General features: G+C 73.4%; 14 protein-coding genes. 5 read left to right on the forward strand and 9 right to left on the reverse strand.

Annotated elements, in window-relative coordinates; all coding sequences use genetic code 11:
• The first annotated feature begins 89 nt into the window (after positions 1-89).
• Positions 90-3,668, forward strand: coding sequence for an AsmA family protein (locus MFF04_RS13865; RefSeq protein ID WP_238276590.1), 3,579 nt, complete (start codon positions 90-92; stop codon positions 3,666-3,668).
• Positions 3,669-3,672: 4 nt separating this feature from the next.
• Here MFF04_RS13865 and mdcG read toward each other — a convergent pair whose 3' ends face one another.
• The 5 genes from mdcG to mdcA are packed head-to-tail and all read right to left on the reverse strand — an operon-like array spanning position 3,673 to position 7,953.
• Positions 3,673-4,344, reverse strand: coding sequence for a malonate decarboxylase holo-[acyl-carrier-protein] synthase (gene mdcG / locus MFF04_RS13870; protein ID WP_238276592.1), 672 nt, complete (start codon positions 4,342-4,344; stop codon positions 3,673-3,675).
• A 44-nt stretch (positions 4,345-4,388) separates the two neighbouring features.
• Positions 4,389-5,093 carry a biotin-independent malonate decarboxylase subunit gamma gene (gene mdcE / locus MFF04_RS13875; protein WP_238276594.1) on the reverse strand — a complete coding sequence of 235 codons (705 nt, stop codon included), beginning with the start codon at positions 5,091-5,093 and terminating at the stop codon, positions 4,389-4,391.
• The gene (locus MFF04_RS13880) at positions 5,080-5,988 is read right to left on the reverse strand and encodes a biotin-independent malonate decarboxylase subunit beta (RefSeq protein WP_238276595.1); all 909 of its coding nucleotides are present in this window, start codon (positions 5,986-5,988) and stop codon (positions 5,080-5,082) included. Before MFF04_RS13880 ends, mdcE begins: the two co-directional genes overlap by 14 nt.
• Positions 5,985-6,299: a malonate decarboxylase acyl carrier protein gene (gene mdcC, locus MFF04_RS13885; protein ID WP_238276596.1), complete on the reverse strand. Its 315-nt coding sequence runs from the start codon at positions 6,297-6,299 to the stop codon at positions 5,985-5,987. Before mdcC ends, MFF04_RS13880 begins: the two co-directional genes overlap by 4 nt.
• Before the next feature lie 7 nt (positions 6,300-6,306).
• Positions 6,307-7,953 carry a malonate decarboxylase subunit alpha gene (mdcA, locus tag MFF04_RS13890; RefSeq protein ID WP_238276597.1) on the reverse strand — a complete coding sequence of 549 codons (1,647 nt, stop codon included), beginning with the start codon at positions 7,951-7,953 and terminating at the stop codon, positions 6,307-6,309.
• A gap of 113 nt (positions 7,954-8,066) precedes the next feature.
• Here mdcA and MFF04_RS13895 point away from each other — a divergent pair, with 113 nt between their 5' ends.
• Positions 8,067-8,762, forward strand: a complete 696-nt coding sequence (locus MFF04_RS13895; RefSeq protein ID WP_238276598.1) for a GntR family transcriptional regulator — start codon at positions 8,067-8,069, stop codon at positions 8,760-8,762.
• A 140-nt stretch (positions 8,763-8,902) separates the two neighbouring features.
• Here MFF04_RS13895 and MFF04_RS13900 read toward each other — a convergent pair whose 3' ends face one another.
• The 4 genes from MFF04_RS13900 to MFF04_RS13915 form a co-directional block, all read right to left on the reverse strand.
• Complete coding sequence (locus tag MFF04_RS13900; RefSeq protein ID WP_238276599.1) at positions 8,903-10,423, reverse strand: amidase; 1,521 nt, start codon at positions 10,421-10,423, stop codon at positions 8,903-8,905.
• 264 nt (positions 10,424-10,687) lie between these two features.
• Positions 10,688-11,338, reverse strand: coding sequence for an acrylate utilization transcriptional regulator AcuR (gene acuR, locus MFF04_RS13905; RefSeq protein ID WP_238276600.1), 651 nt, complete (start codon positions 11,336-11,338; stop codon positions 10,688-10,690).
• A gap of 158 nt (positions 11,339-11,496) precedes the next feature.
• A complete protein-coding gene (locus MFF04_RS13910; protein ID WP_502692904.1) occupies positions 11,497-12,978 on the reverse strand; it encodes a M48 family metalloprotease in 1,482 nt (493 codons plus the stop codon).
• A gap of 50 nt (positions 12,979-13,028) precedes the next feature.
• Positions 13,029-13,925: a thermonuclease family protein gene (locus MFF04_RS13915; protein WP_238276601.1), complete on the reverse strand. Its 897-nt coding sequence runs from the start codon at positions 13,923-13,925 to the stop codon at positions 13,029-13,031.
• 471 nt (positions 13,926-14,396) lie between these two features.
• On the opposite strand from MFF04_RS13915, the gene MFF04_RS13920 reads away from it, so the two are divergent.
• The 3 genes from MFF04_RS13920 (at position 14,397) to trmB (ending at position 16,867) form a co-directional block, all read left to right on the forward strand.
• The gene (locus MFF04_RS13920) at positions 14,397-14,813 is read left to right on the forward strand and encodes a helix-turn-helix domain-containing protein (protein WP_238276603.1); all 417 of its coding nucleotides are present in this window, start codon (positions 14,397-14,399) and stop codon (positions 14,811-14,813) included.
• Between the two features lie 154 nt (positions 14,814-14,967).
• The gene (gene metK / locus MFF04_RS13925) at positions 14,968-16,146 is read left to right on the forward strand and encodes a methionine adenosyltransferase (protein WP_238276605.1); all 1,179 of its coding nucleotides are present in this window, start codon (positions 14,968-14,970) and stop codon (positions 16,144-16,146) included.
• A 4-nt stretch (positions 16,147-16,150) separates the two neighbouring features.
• Positions 16,151-16,867 (forward strand): tRNA (guanine(46)-N(7))-methyltransferase TrmB, encoded by a 717-nt coding sequence (gene trmB, locus MFF04_RS13930; RefSeq protein ID WP_238276606.1) that lies wholly within the window; start codon positions 16,151-16,153, stop codon positions 16,865-16,867.
• Positions 16,868-16,932: the final 65 nt, after the last annotated feature.

The following is a 16,932-nucleotide window of genomic DNA, read 5'->3' on the forward strand; positions in this document are numbered from 1 at the left end:
TCGTCGGCCGCCCTTGTGAAGCGCCGCCCGGCCCGGCATGAAGCCCTGGGGCGTCGCCACGAAGGCCGGCGCGGGGGCAAAAGCCGACGGTGCGCCATATCCTGACCGCCCTCGCCGGGGCCGTCATCCTCATCCTGCTCGCGGCGCTCGCCGTGCCGCCCTTCGTCGGCTGGGAGGGGCATCGGGCGTTCCTGGACGGCGTGATCGCGCGTTCGCTCGGCGTGCCGGCCCGGAGCGAGGGCCGCATCGCCGTCCGGCTCCTGCCTTCCCCCCGCCTGCGCATGGACCGGCTGCGGATCGGCGAGGGCGCGGGCCTGCCGGGCCTCGACATCCGCTTCCTCAGGGCCGAGATCGCCCTGGCGCCGCTCCTCAAGGGCGAGCTGCGCTTCACGCAAGCCCGCATCGGCCGTGCCGAGCTGCGCCTGCCCGTCACCGAGGGCGACGCCGTGCGGGTGCCGCAGAACCTCGGCGAGGCCCTGCGCCGGAGCGACCTCGCCGTCGAGGAGCTGCGCATCGAGCAGTTCCTGCTGACCACCCAGGTTCCGGCGACGGGCCGCACGGATCAGGTCCAGGCCACGGCGCTGCATCTTCAGGCGCCGACGCTCCTCGGGCCCTGGCGGATCGAGGGCCTGAGCGGCGCGGCCCCGTTCCGCATCGCCACCGGCGAGCCCGCCGCGGACGGCAGCCTTCCCGTGAAGCTCTCCGGCGGGGGCGACACCCATCCCCGCTTCGAGGCGGACCTGCGCCTCTCGCTCGGTCCCGGCCCCGAGGCCGATCCGGAGATCCGCATCCCGGAGGGCGAGGGCACGGCGCGCCTCGTCGTCGGGCCACCGACGCAGATGGCGGGCGCCTACCTGCCCTTCGCCCTCTCGGGGAAGTTCAAGGCGCGGGGGCCGCTCGTGCGCTTCGAGAGCGTCAGCGCCGAGATCGATCCCGGCGGGCAGGCCCTGCGGCTCGCCGGCACCGGGCAGATCGACCTTCGCGCCTGGCGGGCGGGCCTGTCGCTGGAGGCGCGCCGGCTCGACCTCGACGCCTTCCTGCTCTCGGGCGCCGGCCAGGCGCTGATCGAGCGCGGCCTGCCCTCCGGTCCGCGGGACCTCGCCCTGCCGGTGATGCTCGACCTCGACCTGTCGGTCGAGAGCCTGGCGCTCGGCTTCGACGAGTGGAAGGGCCTCTCCGCCTCGGGCACGATCGACCGCTCGGGAGGGCTGCTGCTGCGCCGGCTCGCCGTGACGGCGCCCGGCGCGACGGCGCTCACCGCCTCCGGCGAGATCGACACCGTGCCGGCGCCGGGCTTCACCGGCCGCGTCTCCCTCGACGCCCCCGCCTCGGATGGGCTCGCCCGCGCCCTGCGCCGGCTCGGCCGCGACGGCGCCTGGACGCGGCTTCTCGACGGGCGCCCCCTCTCCGCCAGTGCCGAGATCGCAGCGGGCGCGGGCGACCTCTCCTTACGCGCGCTGCGCCTCTCGCTCGGCGACGCGCGGGTCGCCGGCAACGCCCGCTACGTCCGGGCCGGGGCGGACCGGCGCGGGCGCTTCGACGCGCAGCTTTCCGCGCAGGGCATCGACGTCGCGGCGCTGCCCTCCTTCACCGGCGCCCTCGGCAGCCTCGACGGGCACGATCTCGGCCTGACCATCGAGGCGCGCGACGTGCGCTACGGCCCGGCGGGGCTGCGCTCGGGGGCCGGTACCGTCACCGCCCGCATCCAGACGGACGGGGCGGCCCTTTCCGTCGACAGCCTCGACGTGTCGGGCGTCGCCGGGGCCCAGGCCAGCCTGTCGGGACGCATCGAGCCGGACGGGGCGGGCCGGATCAGCGGGCGCCTCACCGCGCCGGCCGCCGCGCCGCTCGCCGCCCTTCTCGACCGCGTCTGGATCGCGGAAGCGCGCCTCCTGCCCGAGGCCTTCCGCGCCGGCGCCCTCGACCTCGCCGTCACCGCCGAGCGGAGCGCCGGCGGCGAGGGCGCGCTACGCAGTACCGCCAAGGGCGGCGCCGGGGGCGGCACGCTGGAAGCCACCCTCGTCACCCGCGCCGGGCATCTGGAGAGTGCCGACATCCGCGCCGCGACCCCGCGCACCGGCCGCTGGTTCGGCCGCGACGACCTCGCTGGCCTCGACCGCCCCTCGGACCTGCGCCTTCAGGTGAAGCGGCCCTCCGGCCCCGCCCGGACCGAGCCGCTGGAGCTGACCGCGGCGGGCACGCTCGCCGGGGCGGCGCTCTCGACCCCCGAGCCCGTGCGGCTCGATGCCGAGGATCTCGGCCCGCTCTCCGGAAGCGTGCGCCTCGCCGGGCCCGATCTCGCGCCGTTCCTGCCCCTCGCGGGAGTCGGCAACCCCGCAGCGGGCACCCTGCCGGCGGAGCTCGCCCTCGCACTCTCCCGCGAGTCCGGCCTGCCGGCCGGCGCCCTCTCGGGCCGGGTCGCCGGGGTCGGCGTCGAGGCCCGCCTGCGCCGCGACGAGGCGGGCGCGCTCTCCGGCACCGCCACCGTCGAGCGCCTCTCGCTCCCCGCGCTCGCCGCCGCGCTCGTCGCGCCCCTCGGCAACCAGTCTTCCAGTGCTGCACCGAGGAACGGCTGGGCGACGGCCCGCTTCGGCCCGGCGCCGGCAGGCGCCCCCCGCCTCGCCATCGGCCTGACGACGCCGGCCCTCGACCTCGGACGCGGTCTCACGGTGACCGGTGCGAGTGCACAGCTCGGCCTCGCCGACGGCACCCTGTCGCTGCGCGATCTCTCCGGCCGCCTCGCCGAGGGCCGTCTCACCGCCTCCGCGGCCCTGTCGCGATCCGGCCCCGCCGCGAGCCTGTCGGGGGAGGTCTCCCTCGACGACGCCTCGCTCCGGGCGCTCGCGGGGGGCGGTCCGCTCTCCGGCCGGATCGGCGCGCGTCTGCGCTTCGGCGCCAGCGGGGAGAGCCCGGCCGCGCTCGTCGCCGGGCTCTCGGGCAGCGGCGAGATCGCGCTCAAGGCGCTGAGTGTGCCCGGCGCCGACCCCGGCGGCCTGGAGCGGACGCTGGCGAGGATCGTCACCGAGGACGATCCGCTCCGCGAGGGCCGCCTCCAGGCGCTGGCGGCGGAGGAGTTCGGGCGCGCCGCCGCGGGCGCCGAGGCCGAGGTGACGGCGCCCGCGACCCTCGTCGGCGGCGTGCTGCGGGCGGGGCCGCTCAGCCTCGATCTCGGCCGTGGCCGCTGGACCGGGACGCTCGCCTACGACCTGCGCGAGGGCCGGCTCGACGCCCGCGGCCTGTTCTCGGGGGGCGCCGCGCCGAAGGGCTGGACGGGGGCGCCGCCGGCGATCCAGCTCGGGCTGACCGGGCCCCTCGCCGCGCCCGAGCGCGTCCTCGACACGGCGCCGCTCACCACGGGGCTCGCCGCCCTCCTGCTCCAGCGCGAGCTCGACAAGATCGAGATCCTTGAGATCGACCAGGCGGAGCGCCAGCGCCGCCGCTCCCGCCTGGAGATGGACCGGGCCCGCGCGCTGGCCGAGAAGGCGGCCGAGGAAGCCGCCCGGCAGGCCCGCCTCAGGGCCGAGAAGGCCGCGGCAGACAAAGCGGCGGAGGACGCCCGCCAGGCCCGCCAGCGGGAGGCGGAGCAGGCCGCCCGCCGCGCTCTGGAAGAGGCCCCGCCTCCGGAGAGCCGCCCCCTCGACATCCGGCCCCCCGCCGCCCAGCCCTGAGACGTCAGAGGCTTGGGAGCGAGGCGACGGGCTGCATCGCGAGGCCGTCGATCCGCTTGGCGAGGACGCTGCCGTCCGGAGGTGCGACGTGCCACTCGCGCCAGTGGAGCCCCGAGCCGTCCGGCAGCAGCACCTCGCCGTCGAGGCGCATCGGCGCCTGCTCCTCAATCCGGGCGAGGCCGTCGAGGAGCGGCCCTGCGGCGGCGTCCGCCGGGAGCGTCCAGAGGAGGTCGAGGTCGGAGCCCGGCGCGAGGTAGGGCAGGCCGGTCAGCGCCTGCCAGAGCAGCGAGCCGAAGGGCCGGCAGGGCACGCCGCTCTCGTCCGACAACCGCACGAGGGCGTCGAGGATCGGTCGCCAGGCCGGAGGCGCCGCGGCGCGGGTCTCGGCGAGCGAGGGGCTCCGGCGCCGGGTCAGGACGGAGGGGGGAAGGCTCAGACCGATGCGGCGCTTGCCGTCCGCGGGCGGCAGGGGCAGGCCGAGGGGCACCGCGTCGCGGGGCTCTCCCGGATGGAAGCGGCGCACCACGAAGGGGTGCCCGGCGCAGGCCCAGCCGGGGAGGTGAGGGATACCCGCGAGGTCCGAGCGGGCGGCGAGCAGCGCGGCCCAGGCGTCCGGGTCCGCATCGACGAGGTCGTGCCGGGCGAAGGCGGGGTCGCCCGCGATGCGTGCCATCATCGGGCGTCCCCGCTGCGGCGTGCCGGACGCGTCACGCGCGGCCCTCAGCCACCGGCGATCCGAGCCGCGATCGCCTGCGCCACCGGCCGGCCGCCGCGCTCGGCGCCGAGCCGGTCGCGGATGTCACCCTCGGGGAGGGCCGCGATCAGCGCCTCGATCTGGGGACCGAGCGGCGCCGCAGGGTCGAGCACCGCGTGCACGGCACCCGTCGCGACCATGTTGTCGAGGCCCGGCGCGAAGACGGGCGTCGATTTCGCCATCTCCCGCAGCGTGTCGAGCGGCAGCTTGGTGACGCGGGCGACGGAGGGCAGGTCCATCACGCTCGGGTGAGCGCCGGGGAGCGCCGCCAGCACCCGCGTGGCGAGCGCGGTCGCGATGAAGGCGCCCGCCGCCGAGTGCCCGTAGAGGAGCCCGACCGTCGGGTGCCCGAGGCGGTCGGCGAGCAGCAGCGCCTTGGCGAGATGGGCGAGGTATTCGTTGAGGCCGAGCAGCTCGTCGCGCCGGCTCATGCGCTGGCTGTCGGAATCGACCGCGACGAGGATCGGCGCGCCCGGCGCCTCGCGGATCACCGCGAGCACTTTTGCCGCGAGCCGGATCGCGCCGTCGACCCCGAGCGCCGTATTGCCGTCGAGGCCGACGACGTGGAGCCGCTTGGCCCCGAGCGGCCCGTGTCCGCCGACGAGCCCGTCCTCTACGGTGACGGAATGGCCCTCGGGAAAGAGCGACGAGAAGATCTCAGCGAGCGTCACGGGCACTCTCCCGGCATCCCTCGGCGCTGGCCCGGAAGGCGTCGTCCGTCGCGGCGGGGATGCCCTCCGGATCGTTGACGCCGAGCCGGGCCCAGACGTCGCGCCCGTCGAGCGTCTCGCCGAAGCGGTCGAGGCGCCGCTCCAGCCGGGCCTGCTCGGCTTCCAGCGTCGCGAGGTCGAAGGGCGCGGCTGCGTCGATCAAGCCGAGGGCCGCCTTGCGGAAGCTCTCGGGGGTATCCTCCGCGAAGGCGTCGGCGCCGCCGATCAGGTAGCGGTGCTTGCCGCCCATCGTCCGCCAGACCAGCGCCCGGTCGCGGGCGTCGAACTCCTCCGCGCCCCGGTTGGTCTCGATCACCTCCGGCCCCGAGACCGAGATGCGCCCGGCCTCCGAGACCGCCAGCCCCGAGCAGGTGCCCGCGACGAGCCCGCCGCCGCCATAGGCGCCGGCCCGGCCGCCGACGAGGCCGATCACCGGCACGCCGGCCGCCCGCAGGTCGGCGATGGCCCGCATCGCCTCGGCGATGGCGGTCTCGCCGGCATTGGCCTCCTGCAGGCGCACGCCGCCGGTGTCGAACAGGATGAGGAGGGCGGCCGGGCGCTCGGTGAGCCCGAGGCGCAGGAGCCCGACGAGCTTGGCGCCATGCACCTCCCCGAAGGCGCCGCCCATGAAGCGGCCCTCCTGCGCGGCCACGAGCACCGGCCGCCCGTCGAGGCGGCCGCGGCCGACGACGATGCCGTCGTCGAAGGCGCGGGGCAGGCCGAAGAGCGGCAGATGCGGGCTCATCCGCCGCTCGGCAGGCCCCAGGATCTCCGCGAAGGAGCTTTGGTCGAGAAGCACGGCGATCCGCTGGCGGGCGCCGGCCTCGTACCAGCTCAAGGCACCGGGCGCGCTCACGGGGCCTCCTCCATCAGCCGGGCGCCTTGGAGCAGGCGCAGGGACACGGTGTCGGGCCGGGCGCCGCCGTCGTTGATGCTGATGCGCAGGCCGCCGGGCTGGGCGCGGGCGACGAAGTCGGCCACCACCGCCTCCCAGACATCGCCGTAGCCGGTGACCGGCGTCTCGATCTCGACGGTGCAGAGGTCCGGGGCCAGCACCCGCTCCAGCAGGATTTCGAGATTGCCCGAGGCGACGACGCCGGCGATGGCCTCGGCCCGGGTGCCCGGATGGGGCCGCCGGGTGGCGTGGCGGAAGCTCAGCCTGTCCATCGATGCCTCACCAGTTCCGGAAGCGGGCGGGCGGGTCGTAGAGGCCTCCCGACCAGTGCACGAGGTCCTTGATCGAGCGCGCGGCGAGCAAGGAGCGGTCGGCGTCGAGGGGCTCGATGCCGAGATCCTCCGGGCGGCGCACGATGCCGCGTTCGCGAAGACGCTCGACCATGGCCCGGTCGCGGCCGCGGCCGACCTCGGTGTAGCCGGCGACCCCGCGGATCGCCTGCTCGCGCTCGTCGGCGTCCCGGCAGAGGAGGAGGTTGGCGATGCCCTCCTCGGTGACGATGTGGGTGACGTCGTCGCCGTAGACCATCACCGGCGCCAGCTCGAGCCCGAGCGTCTCCGCGAAGGCGAGGGCGTCGAGCCGCTCCACGAAGGCCGGGGCGAGCCCCTCGCCGAAGGTCTCGACGATCTGCACCACGAGCTTGCGGCCCCGCCGGAGCGCCGGGTCACCGTTGCCCCCGGCCTCGCGGCCCGCCTTGAGCCAGGTCTCCGACGGGTGGCGGCGCCCGTGCGGGTCCGAACCCATGTTCGGCGCCCCCCCGAACCCCGCCGCCCGCGAGCGGGTGATGGTCGAGGAGTGGCCGGCGAGGTCGATCTGGAGCGTCGAGCCGATGAAGAGGTCGCAGGCGTAGAGCCCGGCTGTCTGGCAGAAGGCGCGGTTCGAGCGGAGCGAGCCGTCGGCGCCGGTGAAGAACACGTCCGGCCGCTCGCGGATGTAGCGGTCCATGCCCACTTCCGAGCCGAAGCAGTGGACCTGTTTCACCCAGCCGGACTCGATCGCCGGGATCAGAGTCGGGTGCGGGTTGAGCGCCCAGTGGGTGGCGATCTTCCCCTTGAGGCCCAGCCGCTCGCCGTAGGTCGGCAGCAAGAGCTCGATCGCCGCCGTGCCGAAGCCGATGCCGTGGTTGAGCCGGGTGATCGCGTACTCGGCGTAGATGCCCTTGAGGGCCATCATCGCCATCAGCACCTGCGTCTCCGTCATCGCGGCGGGATCGCGGGTGAACAGCGGCTCGACGTAGAAGGGCCGGTCGGCGGCGACGACGAAATCCACCCGGTCGGCGGGGATGTCGACGCGGGGCACCCGCTCCACGATCGCGTTGACCTGGGCGATGACGAGGCCGTTCTTGAAGGCGGTGGCCTCCACGACGGTCGGCGTGTCCTCGGTGTTCGGGCCCGTGTAGAGGTTGCCCTCACGGTCCGCCGAGACCGCGGCGATGAGCGCGACGTTCGGGGTCAGGTCGACGAAGTAGCGGGCGAAGAGCTCCAGGTAGGTGTGCACCGCCCCGAGCCGGATGCGCCCCTCCGAGAGCATCCGCGCCACCCGCGCCCCCTGGGGCCCCGAGTAGGAATAATCGAGGCGGCTGGCGACGCCGGTCTCGAACACGTCGAGATGCTCGGGCAGCACGATGCCCGACTGGACCATGTGCAGGTCGTGGACGCGGGCCGGATCGCAGGCGGCGAGCGCGCGGGCGAGGCAATCCGCCTGCTTCTGGTTGTCGCCCTCCAGGCAGACCCGGTCGCCGGGGCGCAGCACCGCCTCCAGAAGGGCGACCGCATCGGCGGCCGCGACGTGCTTGCCGTCCGCGAGGGATCGGCCCGCCGTGATGCGGGCGTCGCGGGCCTCGCGCTCCCTGCCCCAAGCCGACACCGGCGCTCCTCCCTGCCGCCCGAAACGATCCGGACCGCTTTCGTATTCCGAATGACCGATCTGTCAACGTTCTGTATATGACAGGCGGTGTGATGGCGCTGAAGGATACGCAAATGTCCCTCCGAGTCGTTCCTGCATACGAGGTTGAGGCCGAGGCGCCCGAGGGCGGTCTCCTCTCCGACCGCATCCGCAATGCGCTGACCGACGCGATCGCCGCCGGCCATCTCGCCTCCGGCACGGCGCTCGACGAGCAGGAGATCGCCGACCGTTACGGCGCCTCCCGCACGCCTGTGCGCGAGGCCCTGCGCCAGCTCGCCCATGGCGGCCTCGTGGAGCTGCGGCCCCGCCGGGGCGCGGTCGTCGCCCGGCTGACCCGCGAGCGGATCATGGACATGTTCGAGACCACCGCCGAGATCGAGGCGACCTGCGCGCGGCTCGCCACCTACCGGATGACGCCGCTGGAGCGCAGCCGGCTCATCGAGCTCCACGCCGCGTCCGAGCCGCACGTCGCGGCGGGCGACTACGACGCCTACGACGCCCTCAACCGCGCCTTCCACGAGACGATCTACGCGGCGACCCACAACGCCTTCATGGCCGAGCAGACGCTGGCGCTGCGCACCCGCCTCTCCGCCTTCCGGCGCACGCAGCTGCGCGACGAGGCGCGGCTTCCCCGCTCGCGCGTGGAGCACGGCGAGATCCTGGCCGCCATGGCCGAGGGCGACGGCGAGGCCGCGGCCCGGCGCATGCGCGCCCACATGCTCAACGCCGCCGGGGCGCTCGGGCGCTACATCGCCGAGCACACGGGGTGAGGGGCGGCTGAGGGCGCGTGCCCTTCCGCCGCCCGGCCGGAGATCGGAGCGGCGATCCCGCGTGTCCTTCCGACGGGTCGGAAGGACACGGCGACGTCACGAGGCCGTGCGAGCCTCTGTGACTCGACCGGCCTCGGCCGCTATTCGGCAGCGGTGTGATAGGCGTGGGCCGCGCGCAGCACGGTGCTCTCGTCGAAGTGACGCCCGGTGAGCATGAGCCCGACCGGCAGCCCCTTGACCCCGTGCACGGGCACCGAGATCGAGGGGTGCCCGGTCAGGTCGAAGGCCGCCGTGTTGCGGATCATGTTCAGGGCCTGCCCCACGAAGGTCTTGCGGTCGGTCTCGACCGGCTCCGGGAGCGCGTGGGCCGTCTGCGGCGTCGTCGGCATCAGCACGAGGTCCGCATCGCGCAGCACGCGGTCGTAGGCGGCCGTCAGGACGCGGGAGAGGTTCTGCGCCCGCCCGTACATCACGCCCTGGTAGCGCTCGCGCATGTAGTGGGCGACGAGCACACCCATCTTGGCCGTCGCGGAGAAGTCGCCGCCGTTCGTCACGATGGCGCGGGACATGGCCGACATCAGACGCGTGTTGAAGTAGCCCTTGGTCTGGTAGGCGGCGTGGCCGTGGTAGAAGCTGTCGACCCCGCCCTCGATGGCGATGGCGTTCCAGATCGGCACCGTCTGGCGATGCTCGGGAACGGACACCTCGGAGACCTCCGCGCCCAGGCTCGCCAGGTGCCGGGCCGCGTCCCGAACGGCGTCGTCCACCTCGGCCATCGACTCGGGCGTCTCGAAGCCTTCGCGCACTACCGCGATCCTGAGGCCCTTCAGGCCGTCGCCGAAGCCTCCGCGATAGTCCGGAACCTCGATCGTCGAGGGCTGGCGCGGGTCGATGGCCGTGTCGTCCTTGCCGGCGATCACCTGGAGCATCAGCGCGCAATCCTCGACCGTCGTCGCCATGGGGCCGATATGGTCGATGGTCTGGTCGAAGCCGACGATGCCCGTGTAGGGCACCAGCCCGTGGGTCGGCTTGAGGCCGACGATGCCGGACCAGGACGCCGGCATGCGGATCGAGCCGCCCTGATCGCCGCCGATGGCGATGTCGACGAGACCCGTCGCCGGCGCGATGGCCGAGCCGCAGGAGGAGCCGCCGGCGACGTGCTCCGGGTTCCTCGGGTTGAGGCCGGGCCCGTAGGTGCTGGTGTGGCCGCCGCCCGAGAAGGCGAAGTCGCAGGTGTTCAGCATGGCGGTGATGTGGCCGCCGGCCTCGATGATGCGCCGGACGATGGTCGCGTCCACGTCCGGCACGTAGTCGTACAGGAGACGTGACGCGCAGGTCGTCGGGATGCCGGCGACGCAGACCGTGTCCTTGATGCCGATGCGCTTGCCGGCGAGCGGCCCGTTCGGATCGACGGCCTGGACGCTGCAATGGCGCACGATGCCGTTGAGCGGATCGTCCTCGCGGCTCGGCCGGGCCCCCGGGACGCGGACGGCGGGCGTGACCTCTCGGATCGGATCGGGATACTGGTCCAGCGCGTCGTAGCCGTCCATCACGCCCTTGACGATATCGAAGTAGTCGTCGACCTCGGACTCGGTCAGGCGCAGATGATAGCGTCGCGAGATGTCCTCGATATCGGTACGCGATGGACGACGTAAGGTCATATCAGTTTCCCATGATAAAGATGCCGGATCGATGATCCGGTGATCTCCCAGGAAAAGCCTATTCGATTTTTAGACCGATCGCCTATAAGCGGAAAGCCGAGATTTTTGCCAGATTACGACCAGATTTTAGGCGGGATGCCTTCAGGAGGCGCGATGTCTCGGCAGATCGCGCAAGGCGCAGGCGCTTCCGCATCCCGGCGGAGCCGTGAGCGTCCGCGCACGTGATCGTGGCCTGCCGCTTTCGCGGATCGATCTCACGCGCCCTCAGGCCCGGTCTCGGCCCTCGATGCGGATCATCGCGAAGAAGCCGTCCGCGAAGGTGCGAAGCGCCTCGCCGCTTCGCTCGAGCTTCGCGCGCAGCACCGCGCCCTCCCACCCGATCCAGAAGAACGCCGCCAGCCTGTCGGCGTCGTGATGGGTCGCGATCTCGCCGATCCCCTGCGCGCGCCGCAGACAGGCGCTGGTGCGCCGTTGCCAGTCGGCGAAGACGCCGTTGATGAGCGTGCGGTAGGATTCCGGCAGCGCTCCCATCTCCTGGCCGAGATTGCCGACGAGGCACCCGCGCGAGAAGCCGTGGCGCTGCATCGAAGCCTCGGCATCGCGCGTGAAGGCGTCCAGTTGCGCCAACGGCGACAACGTCCTGTCCGCGAAGAACCGTTCGAGCCGACTCGCGAAATATTCGGCGTAGCGCCGTATCAGCTCGGCACCGAAGGCGTCCTTGCTGTCGAAATAATGGTAGAACGATCCTTTCGGAACGCCGGCCGTCCGCAAAATCTCGTCCAGACCCGTCGCCGTGAAACCCTTCGCGGTGAGAGCCGCGACGCCGGTTCGGATCAGCGCCTCGCGCGCGTTGCCGTCGCCGGCCAAGACCTTCAGCGGGCGGCCGCGGCGCTTGAGCGAGGGGTCGGCAGTCATGACATCTGGTTAGGCAGGCGACAGGGACCGATCAAGGGGCTTGCCGTCCCTTCGCGGACGAGGCCGGGGAACGGCGCCCGCCGTCCGGCACCGATGGCGGCGGCCCTGCCGCGCGTTCCGGCCGGAGCGGATCCGGACGGACGACCGCCGCCGAAAACCTACTCCACCACGATCTTGTAGCGCTCGCCGGGCTTCAGCCGTGCGCCGCGCTCCAGCCCGTTGAGGACGAGGAAGCGCTCGAGCGGCTTGTCTGGCACCGCCATGCGGCCGGCGAGCTCGGCCGGGTCTTCGGTGGCCGCCGCCGTGACCTCGACGTGGAGGGGGCGCAGGCTCCGTGCCTCCTCCGGGCGCACCGGGGCGAGGCTGCCGATCCAGCGGCGGAAGGCCGGGTCCGGATCGGTGGCGCCCTTGGCGGCCATGATCATCCGGTAGGTCGAGCCGCCGAGGCGGATCGCGGCGAGGCGGAAGGTCCAGTCCTTGCCCTTCGAGAGGGCGACGGCCGCCTCGTGGCCGGCGACGGTGCGGCTCTCGATCGAGCCCTCGTCGATGCTGTCGTTCCAGGTGGCCTTCAGCACCTCGGCGAGGGGCTGCCCCTCGCGGCTGTCGACCTGGTCGAAGAGCAGCCGGCGGCTGCCTTCCTGGGTGGTGCCGAGCACGGCGTTGCGGGTGTTCTCGATGGAGAAGCCGTCGGGCACCTCGAAGGCGATGCCGAGGCCGGGATGGATGAAGCGGCGCCCGCGCACCGCGCCCTCGGCCGGGTTGTCGCCGTAGGCGAGCCCGTCGACGGCGGCGAGATAGCGGGCGCGGTCGTCGGCGCCGAGGCCCGGCGCGCCGATGCGGCGGGCGGCCCGCGTCACCAGCGCGATGCGCTCAGGGGTGCCGGGATGGGTCGCGAGCATGTCGGGCTCGGAGGCACCGGAGGATTTGAGCGCCGTGGTGCGGTTGAGCGCGGTGAGGAAGCGGGCGGCGCCGAAGGCATCGTAGCCCGCCCGCGCCAGGGTCCTCACCCCGGCCTCGTCCGCCTCGAACTCCTGCTCGCGGGAGAACTTCGCCAACGCGAAGCGGGACTGGTTCCGGAGCTGGCTGCCGGTCGTCGGGTCGTTCAGCACGTCGGTGACGACCCGGCTGACGAGCTGGGCGCGCAGCTCCAGCTCCGTGCGGGCGTTGGCGTGGCTCAGGGTGACGTGGGCGATCTCGTGGGCGAGGACGGCGGCGACCTCCGAGGTGTCGGAAGCGAGCGCCACGAGGCCGCGGGTGACGTAGAGGCGTCCGTTCGGCAGGGCGAACGCGTTGACGACCCCGGAATCGAGGATCGTCACCGCGTAGCTCCGGTCCGGCCGGTCGCCGGCCTTGACGAGCCGCTCGGTGATCTCGGTGAGGAAGCGCTGCGTCGCCGGTGCCTGGACCTCGCCCCCGAAGGCGGCGACGAGCTTGGCGTGGTCGCCATCCGCCGGCCGCTCGCGGGCGCCGGTGGTCCGGGGCGCTTCCGCCGGCACCGTGACCGCCGCCGGCATCACCACCGCCTGCTCGCCCGCGCAGCCGGCCAGCAGGGCGGCGAGGAGCGCCGCGCCCGCGAGCCCGCCGCGCTCCCGCGCAGGCAGCCGCAGGCCGGGCAAGAATCCGGACAAGAATCCGGTCATGGATCCGGCCCGGATCGATCCGTCGCTGAGAAGCGGTCCGCCCATCCCGTTCAGCGCCGCGGCGCCGGCTCCCCGTTTGCGTCCTGCCGGAGCCCGTCGTCGCGGGCCTCCTCCGGCAGCACCTCGATGGCCTCGGCGCTCGCGACGTCGAGGGTCGGTCCACGCCAGATCTCCAGGATGCCACGAGCGCGCACCCGGCGCCCCCGCAATCCGGCGGCACTCAAACCACGTTCGAGCAAGCGTCGCCAAGTGCGTTTCGACACGGTGACTGTGAGAGCGTCCTCCCCCGAAGGTCCGAAATCGAGATAGGTGCGCGCTGCCCGCTCCCCGACCCGCCGGACCCGCCCCTCGACGATGGCGAAGCGCCCGGCGCGCGCCCGCAGGGCGGTGCCGTCCGTGGCGGCGGGGCGGGGGCGCGCCCAGATTCCCCGGCCGGCGGCGCGGGGTGCCTCCTCCAGGGCGAGGAGGGCCGGGCGGCAGAGCGTCTCGCCCTCGCCGGCATCCGCAGGCGCGAGGCCCGCGCCGATCAGACCGCCGGCGAGATCGGTCGCGTCCGCGCCCTCCGTCTGCGCGTCGACGCGGATGCGGCCCCACCGGTCCGCCTCGCCCCGGGCGACGAGGGTGAGAGGCTGCCCGACGCGCGCCTGGAGCCAGGCTTCCGCCGCCCGCGCGTCCTCCGGCTCCTCCGGCCAGCGCAGCGACCCGAGCACCGCCTGGCCGCCGGAGCCGAGGCGCAGCTCCCCGCGCGGCCCGAGCCCGGCGATCGTGTCGCGCGTCGCCGCCGCGGCCCGGCACTCCGCCGGCCCGGACCGCGGGGCGGCTTGAGAAGGGAGAGGAGCGAGGCTCGCGATCCCGGCGGCCGCGAGGGCGACCGTCCGCCCGGCCCGCGACCCCGGCGTCCGTGGCGCGCCCGCGAGTTGGCGGCGCGGGGCGTTGGTGCTAAGCACGCTGCCGGTCGTCTCCGTAGCTCAGCTGGACAGAGCACAGGTTTCCTAAACCACGTCAATTGGGCGCCGCGATCCGGGAAACCGCGCGGTGGATCCGCTCAAATTCGGGGAACGCTCCCGGCGCCTCACCGGCGCCCTGCCGATCCCGAGCCAAGCCCGCCCCGCACACGGACGGGAAGGTGTAGAGACTAGACGGGCGGCACCTAAAGGCGCTCTCGCGAGGGCGGCCCAGGGTGAAGGGATAGTCCAGACCACGAACGCGCCCGTCACGGCGGGGCGGCGGCGAAAGCCGAAGTGGGATGAAACCTGGGGTCGCAGGTTCGAGCCCTGCCGGGGACACCAATCGACACGTCGCGAAAGATGAAACCGACGCGTAGTACCGACATGGTCCCGCCGGCCCGTGACAAAGGCTTCGCTTGCGCCTAAGGCTCCGCTGAATGGCACAGGAGAGCGGGCGGGAATTCGAGAGTCATGGCCGGCCAGAAGCCTGACGCGCGGGATGCGTATATTGGACAGCGCATGGCCGACCAGCGGCGCAAGGCGTCGCTGACGCAGCGCAGCGTCGCCCGGAACTTCGGGCTTTCGGCCGCACAGCTCCAGAAATATGAGAAGGGCACCAACCGCATCAGCGCGGTGCACCTCGACATCATCGCCCGCATGACGGGCAAGCCGCTCGACTTCTTCCTGCGCGGCATGCCGCGCCTCGATCCCGTCGCCGAGACCGGCTTCGGCGAGGAGAAGCAGGAGGGCTACCAGGCGCCGGACAACCCTTGGGCCGGCCTCGCCGAGACCGTCGCCCGCTACGTCGCCGAGAACTTCCCCGAGGACGCGCGCCGGGACTTCGCCGCGGCGGTCGCGGCCCTGAACGAGAAGCTCAAGGGCGAGTAGTCTGCCGTGACGAACGTTCTGTACTTTTTAGCGGACACGTTCGGAATTCCGGCTTGACCTTCGCCAAGCGGCGATGCGAGAAGGCCTGCCGTCTTTACAGAGAGGCCGCGCAAGCACCGCATCCGACGGTTGCGCCGGCCGCTGGGGGTGCCCGATGCCGCGGTCCGACTATCTCTTCACCAGCGAGTCCGTGTCCGAGGGGCATCCCGACAAGGTCAGCGACCGCATCTCCGACACCGTCGTCGACGCTTACCTCGCGGCGATGCCCGAGGCCCGCCTCGGCGTCGAGACGCTGACCACGACGAACCGCGTCGTCATCGCCGGCGAGGTCCGCGGCCCCGAGAGCGTCACCTTCAAGGACCTCGAGGCGCTGACCCGCGAGGCGGTGCGCGACATCGGCTACGAGCAGTCGGGCTTCCACTGGAAGAACAACGACGTCGCCATCTACCTGCACGCCCAGTCCGCCGACATCGCGCAGGGCGTCGACGCCGCCGGCAACAAGGACGAGGGCGCGGGCGACCAGGGCATCATGTTCGGCTACGCCGCCGACGAGACCCCGGAGCTGATGCCGGCCCCGATCTTCTACGCCCACAAGATCCTCAAGGACCTCGCCGACGCCCGCAAGGCGCGCGAGGGCGACGCCGCCAAGCTCGGCCCCGACGCCAAGAGCCAGGTGACGGTGCGCTACGTCGACGGCAAGCCGGTCGAGGTCACGCAGATCGTGCTCTCGACGCAGCATCTCGACGAGTCCCTGGACTCGGCCGACGTGCGCGCCATCGTCGAGCCCTACATCCTCAAGGCCCTGCCGCAGGGCTGGGTCAACGAGGGCACCGTCTGGCACGTCAACCCGACCGGCAAGTTCGTGATCGGCGGCCCCGACGGCGATGCCGGCCTCACCGGCCGCAAGATCATCGTCGACACCTACGGCGGCGCGGCGCCCCATGGCGGCGGCGCCTTCTCCGGCAAGGACCCGACCAAGGTCGACCGCTCGGCCGCCTACGCCGCGCGCTACCTCGCCAAGAACGTGGTCGCCGCGGGGCTGGCCCGCCGGGCCACCATCCAGCTCTCCTACGCCATCGGCGTCGCCAAGCCGCTCTCGATCTACGTCGACCTGCACGGCACCGGCACCGTCGACGAGGCGAAGCTGGAAGGCGTGCTGATGGACGCCCTCGACCTCTCGCCCCGCGGCATCCGCACGGCGCTCGGCCTCAACAAGCCGATCTACGCGCGCACCTCCGCCTACGGGCATTTCGGCCGGGCGCCGGACGCGGACGGGGGCTTCTCCTGGGAGCGCATCGACCTCGCCGAGAAGCTCAAGTCGGCCCTCTCCTAAGTCCATGACGGCGGGAGGGGACGAGACCCCTCCCGGCGCGGGCGGGGCCGATCGCGCCTTCTTCGGGCGGCGCAAGGGCAAGCGCCTGCGCGTGGCCCAGGAGGAGCGCCTCGCCGGGCTGCTGCCGCGCCTGCGCATCGGCCTGCCAACTGAGGGCGCCCTCGATCCGGCAAGCCTGTTCCCGGAGCCCAAGCGCCTCTACCGCCTGGAGATCGGCTTCGGCGGCGGCGAGCACCTCGCCCACGAGGCGGCAACGAACCCGGACATCGGCTACATCGGCGCCGAGCCCTTCCTCAACGGCGTCGTCAAGCTCCTCGCCCTCGTCGAGGAGCGGGGCCTGCGAAACGTGCGCGTCCACGACGAGGACGTGACCGCGCTCCTCGCGGCGCTGCCGCCGGAGAGCCTCGACCGGGTCGACCTCCTCTATCCCGACCCCTGGCCGAAGCGGCGCCAGCGCAAGCGGCGCTTCGTCTCGGACGCGTCGCTTTCGGCCATCGCCCGCGCGCTCCACCCCGGCGGCCGCTTCCGCTTCGCCAGCGACATCGACGACTACGCCGGCTGGGTGCTGGTACGCGCCGCCCGCAGCCCCGCCCTCCGCTGGACCGCCGAGCGGGCCGACGACTGGCGGCGCCCCTATCCCGGCTGGCCGGGCACCCGCTACGAGGCGAAGGCCGAGGCGGCCGGCCGCGTCCCCACCTATCTCGAATTCGAGCGGGCCTGAGGCCGCTTGCCGCGCCCCCCTGCGGCGACACACGCACATGTTGTGATCGAAGGCCCCTTGCGGGC

It is taken from the genome of Methylobacterium jeotgali, assembly GCF_022179345.1.
Taxonomy (GTDB): Bacteria; Pseudomonadota; Alphaproteobacteria; order Rhizobiales; family Beijerinckiaceae; genus Methylobacterium; species Methylobacterium jeotgali.

Excerpts from the sequence above, each read along its gene's own strand:
- mdcG (WP_238276592.1), bottom strand. The coding sequence starts at position 4,344 with ATGATGGCACGCATCGCGGGCGACCCCGCCTTCGCCCGGCACGACCTC.
- mdcC (WP_238276596.1), bottom strand. The coding sequence starts at position 6,299 with ATGGACAGGCTGAGCTTCCGCCACGCCACCCGGCGGCCCCATCCGGGC.
- MFF04_RS13895 (WP_238276598.1), top strand. The coding sequence starts at position 8,067 with ATGTCCCTCCGAGTCGTTCCTGCATACGAGGTTGAGGCCGAGGCGCCC.
- MFF04_RS13900 (WP_238276599.1), bottom strand. The coding sequence starts at position 10,423 with ATGACCTTACGTCGTCCATCGCGTACCGATATCGAGGACATCTCGCGA.
- acuR (WP_238276600.1), bottom strand. The coding sequence starts at position 11,338 with ATGACTGCCGACCCCTCGCTCAAGCGCCGCGGCCGCCCGCTGAAGGTC.
- MFF04_RS13910 (WP_502692904.1), bottom strand. The coding sequence starts at position 12,978 with ATGACCGGATTCTTGTCCGGATTCTTGCCCGGCCTGCGGCTGCCTGCG.
- MFF04_RS13920 (WP_238276603.1), top strand. The coding sequence starts at position 14,397 with ATGGCCGGCCAGAAGCCTGACGCGCGGGATGCGTATATTGGACAGCGC.
- metK (WP_238276605.1), top strand. The coding sequence starts at position 14,968 with ATGCCGCGGTCCGACTATCTCTTCACCAGCGAGTCCGTGTCCGAGGGG.
- trmB (WP_238276606.1), top strand. The coding sequence starts at position 16,151 with ATGACGGCGGGAGGGGACGAGACCCCTCCCGGCGCGGGCGGGGCCGAT.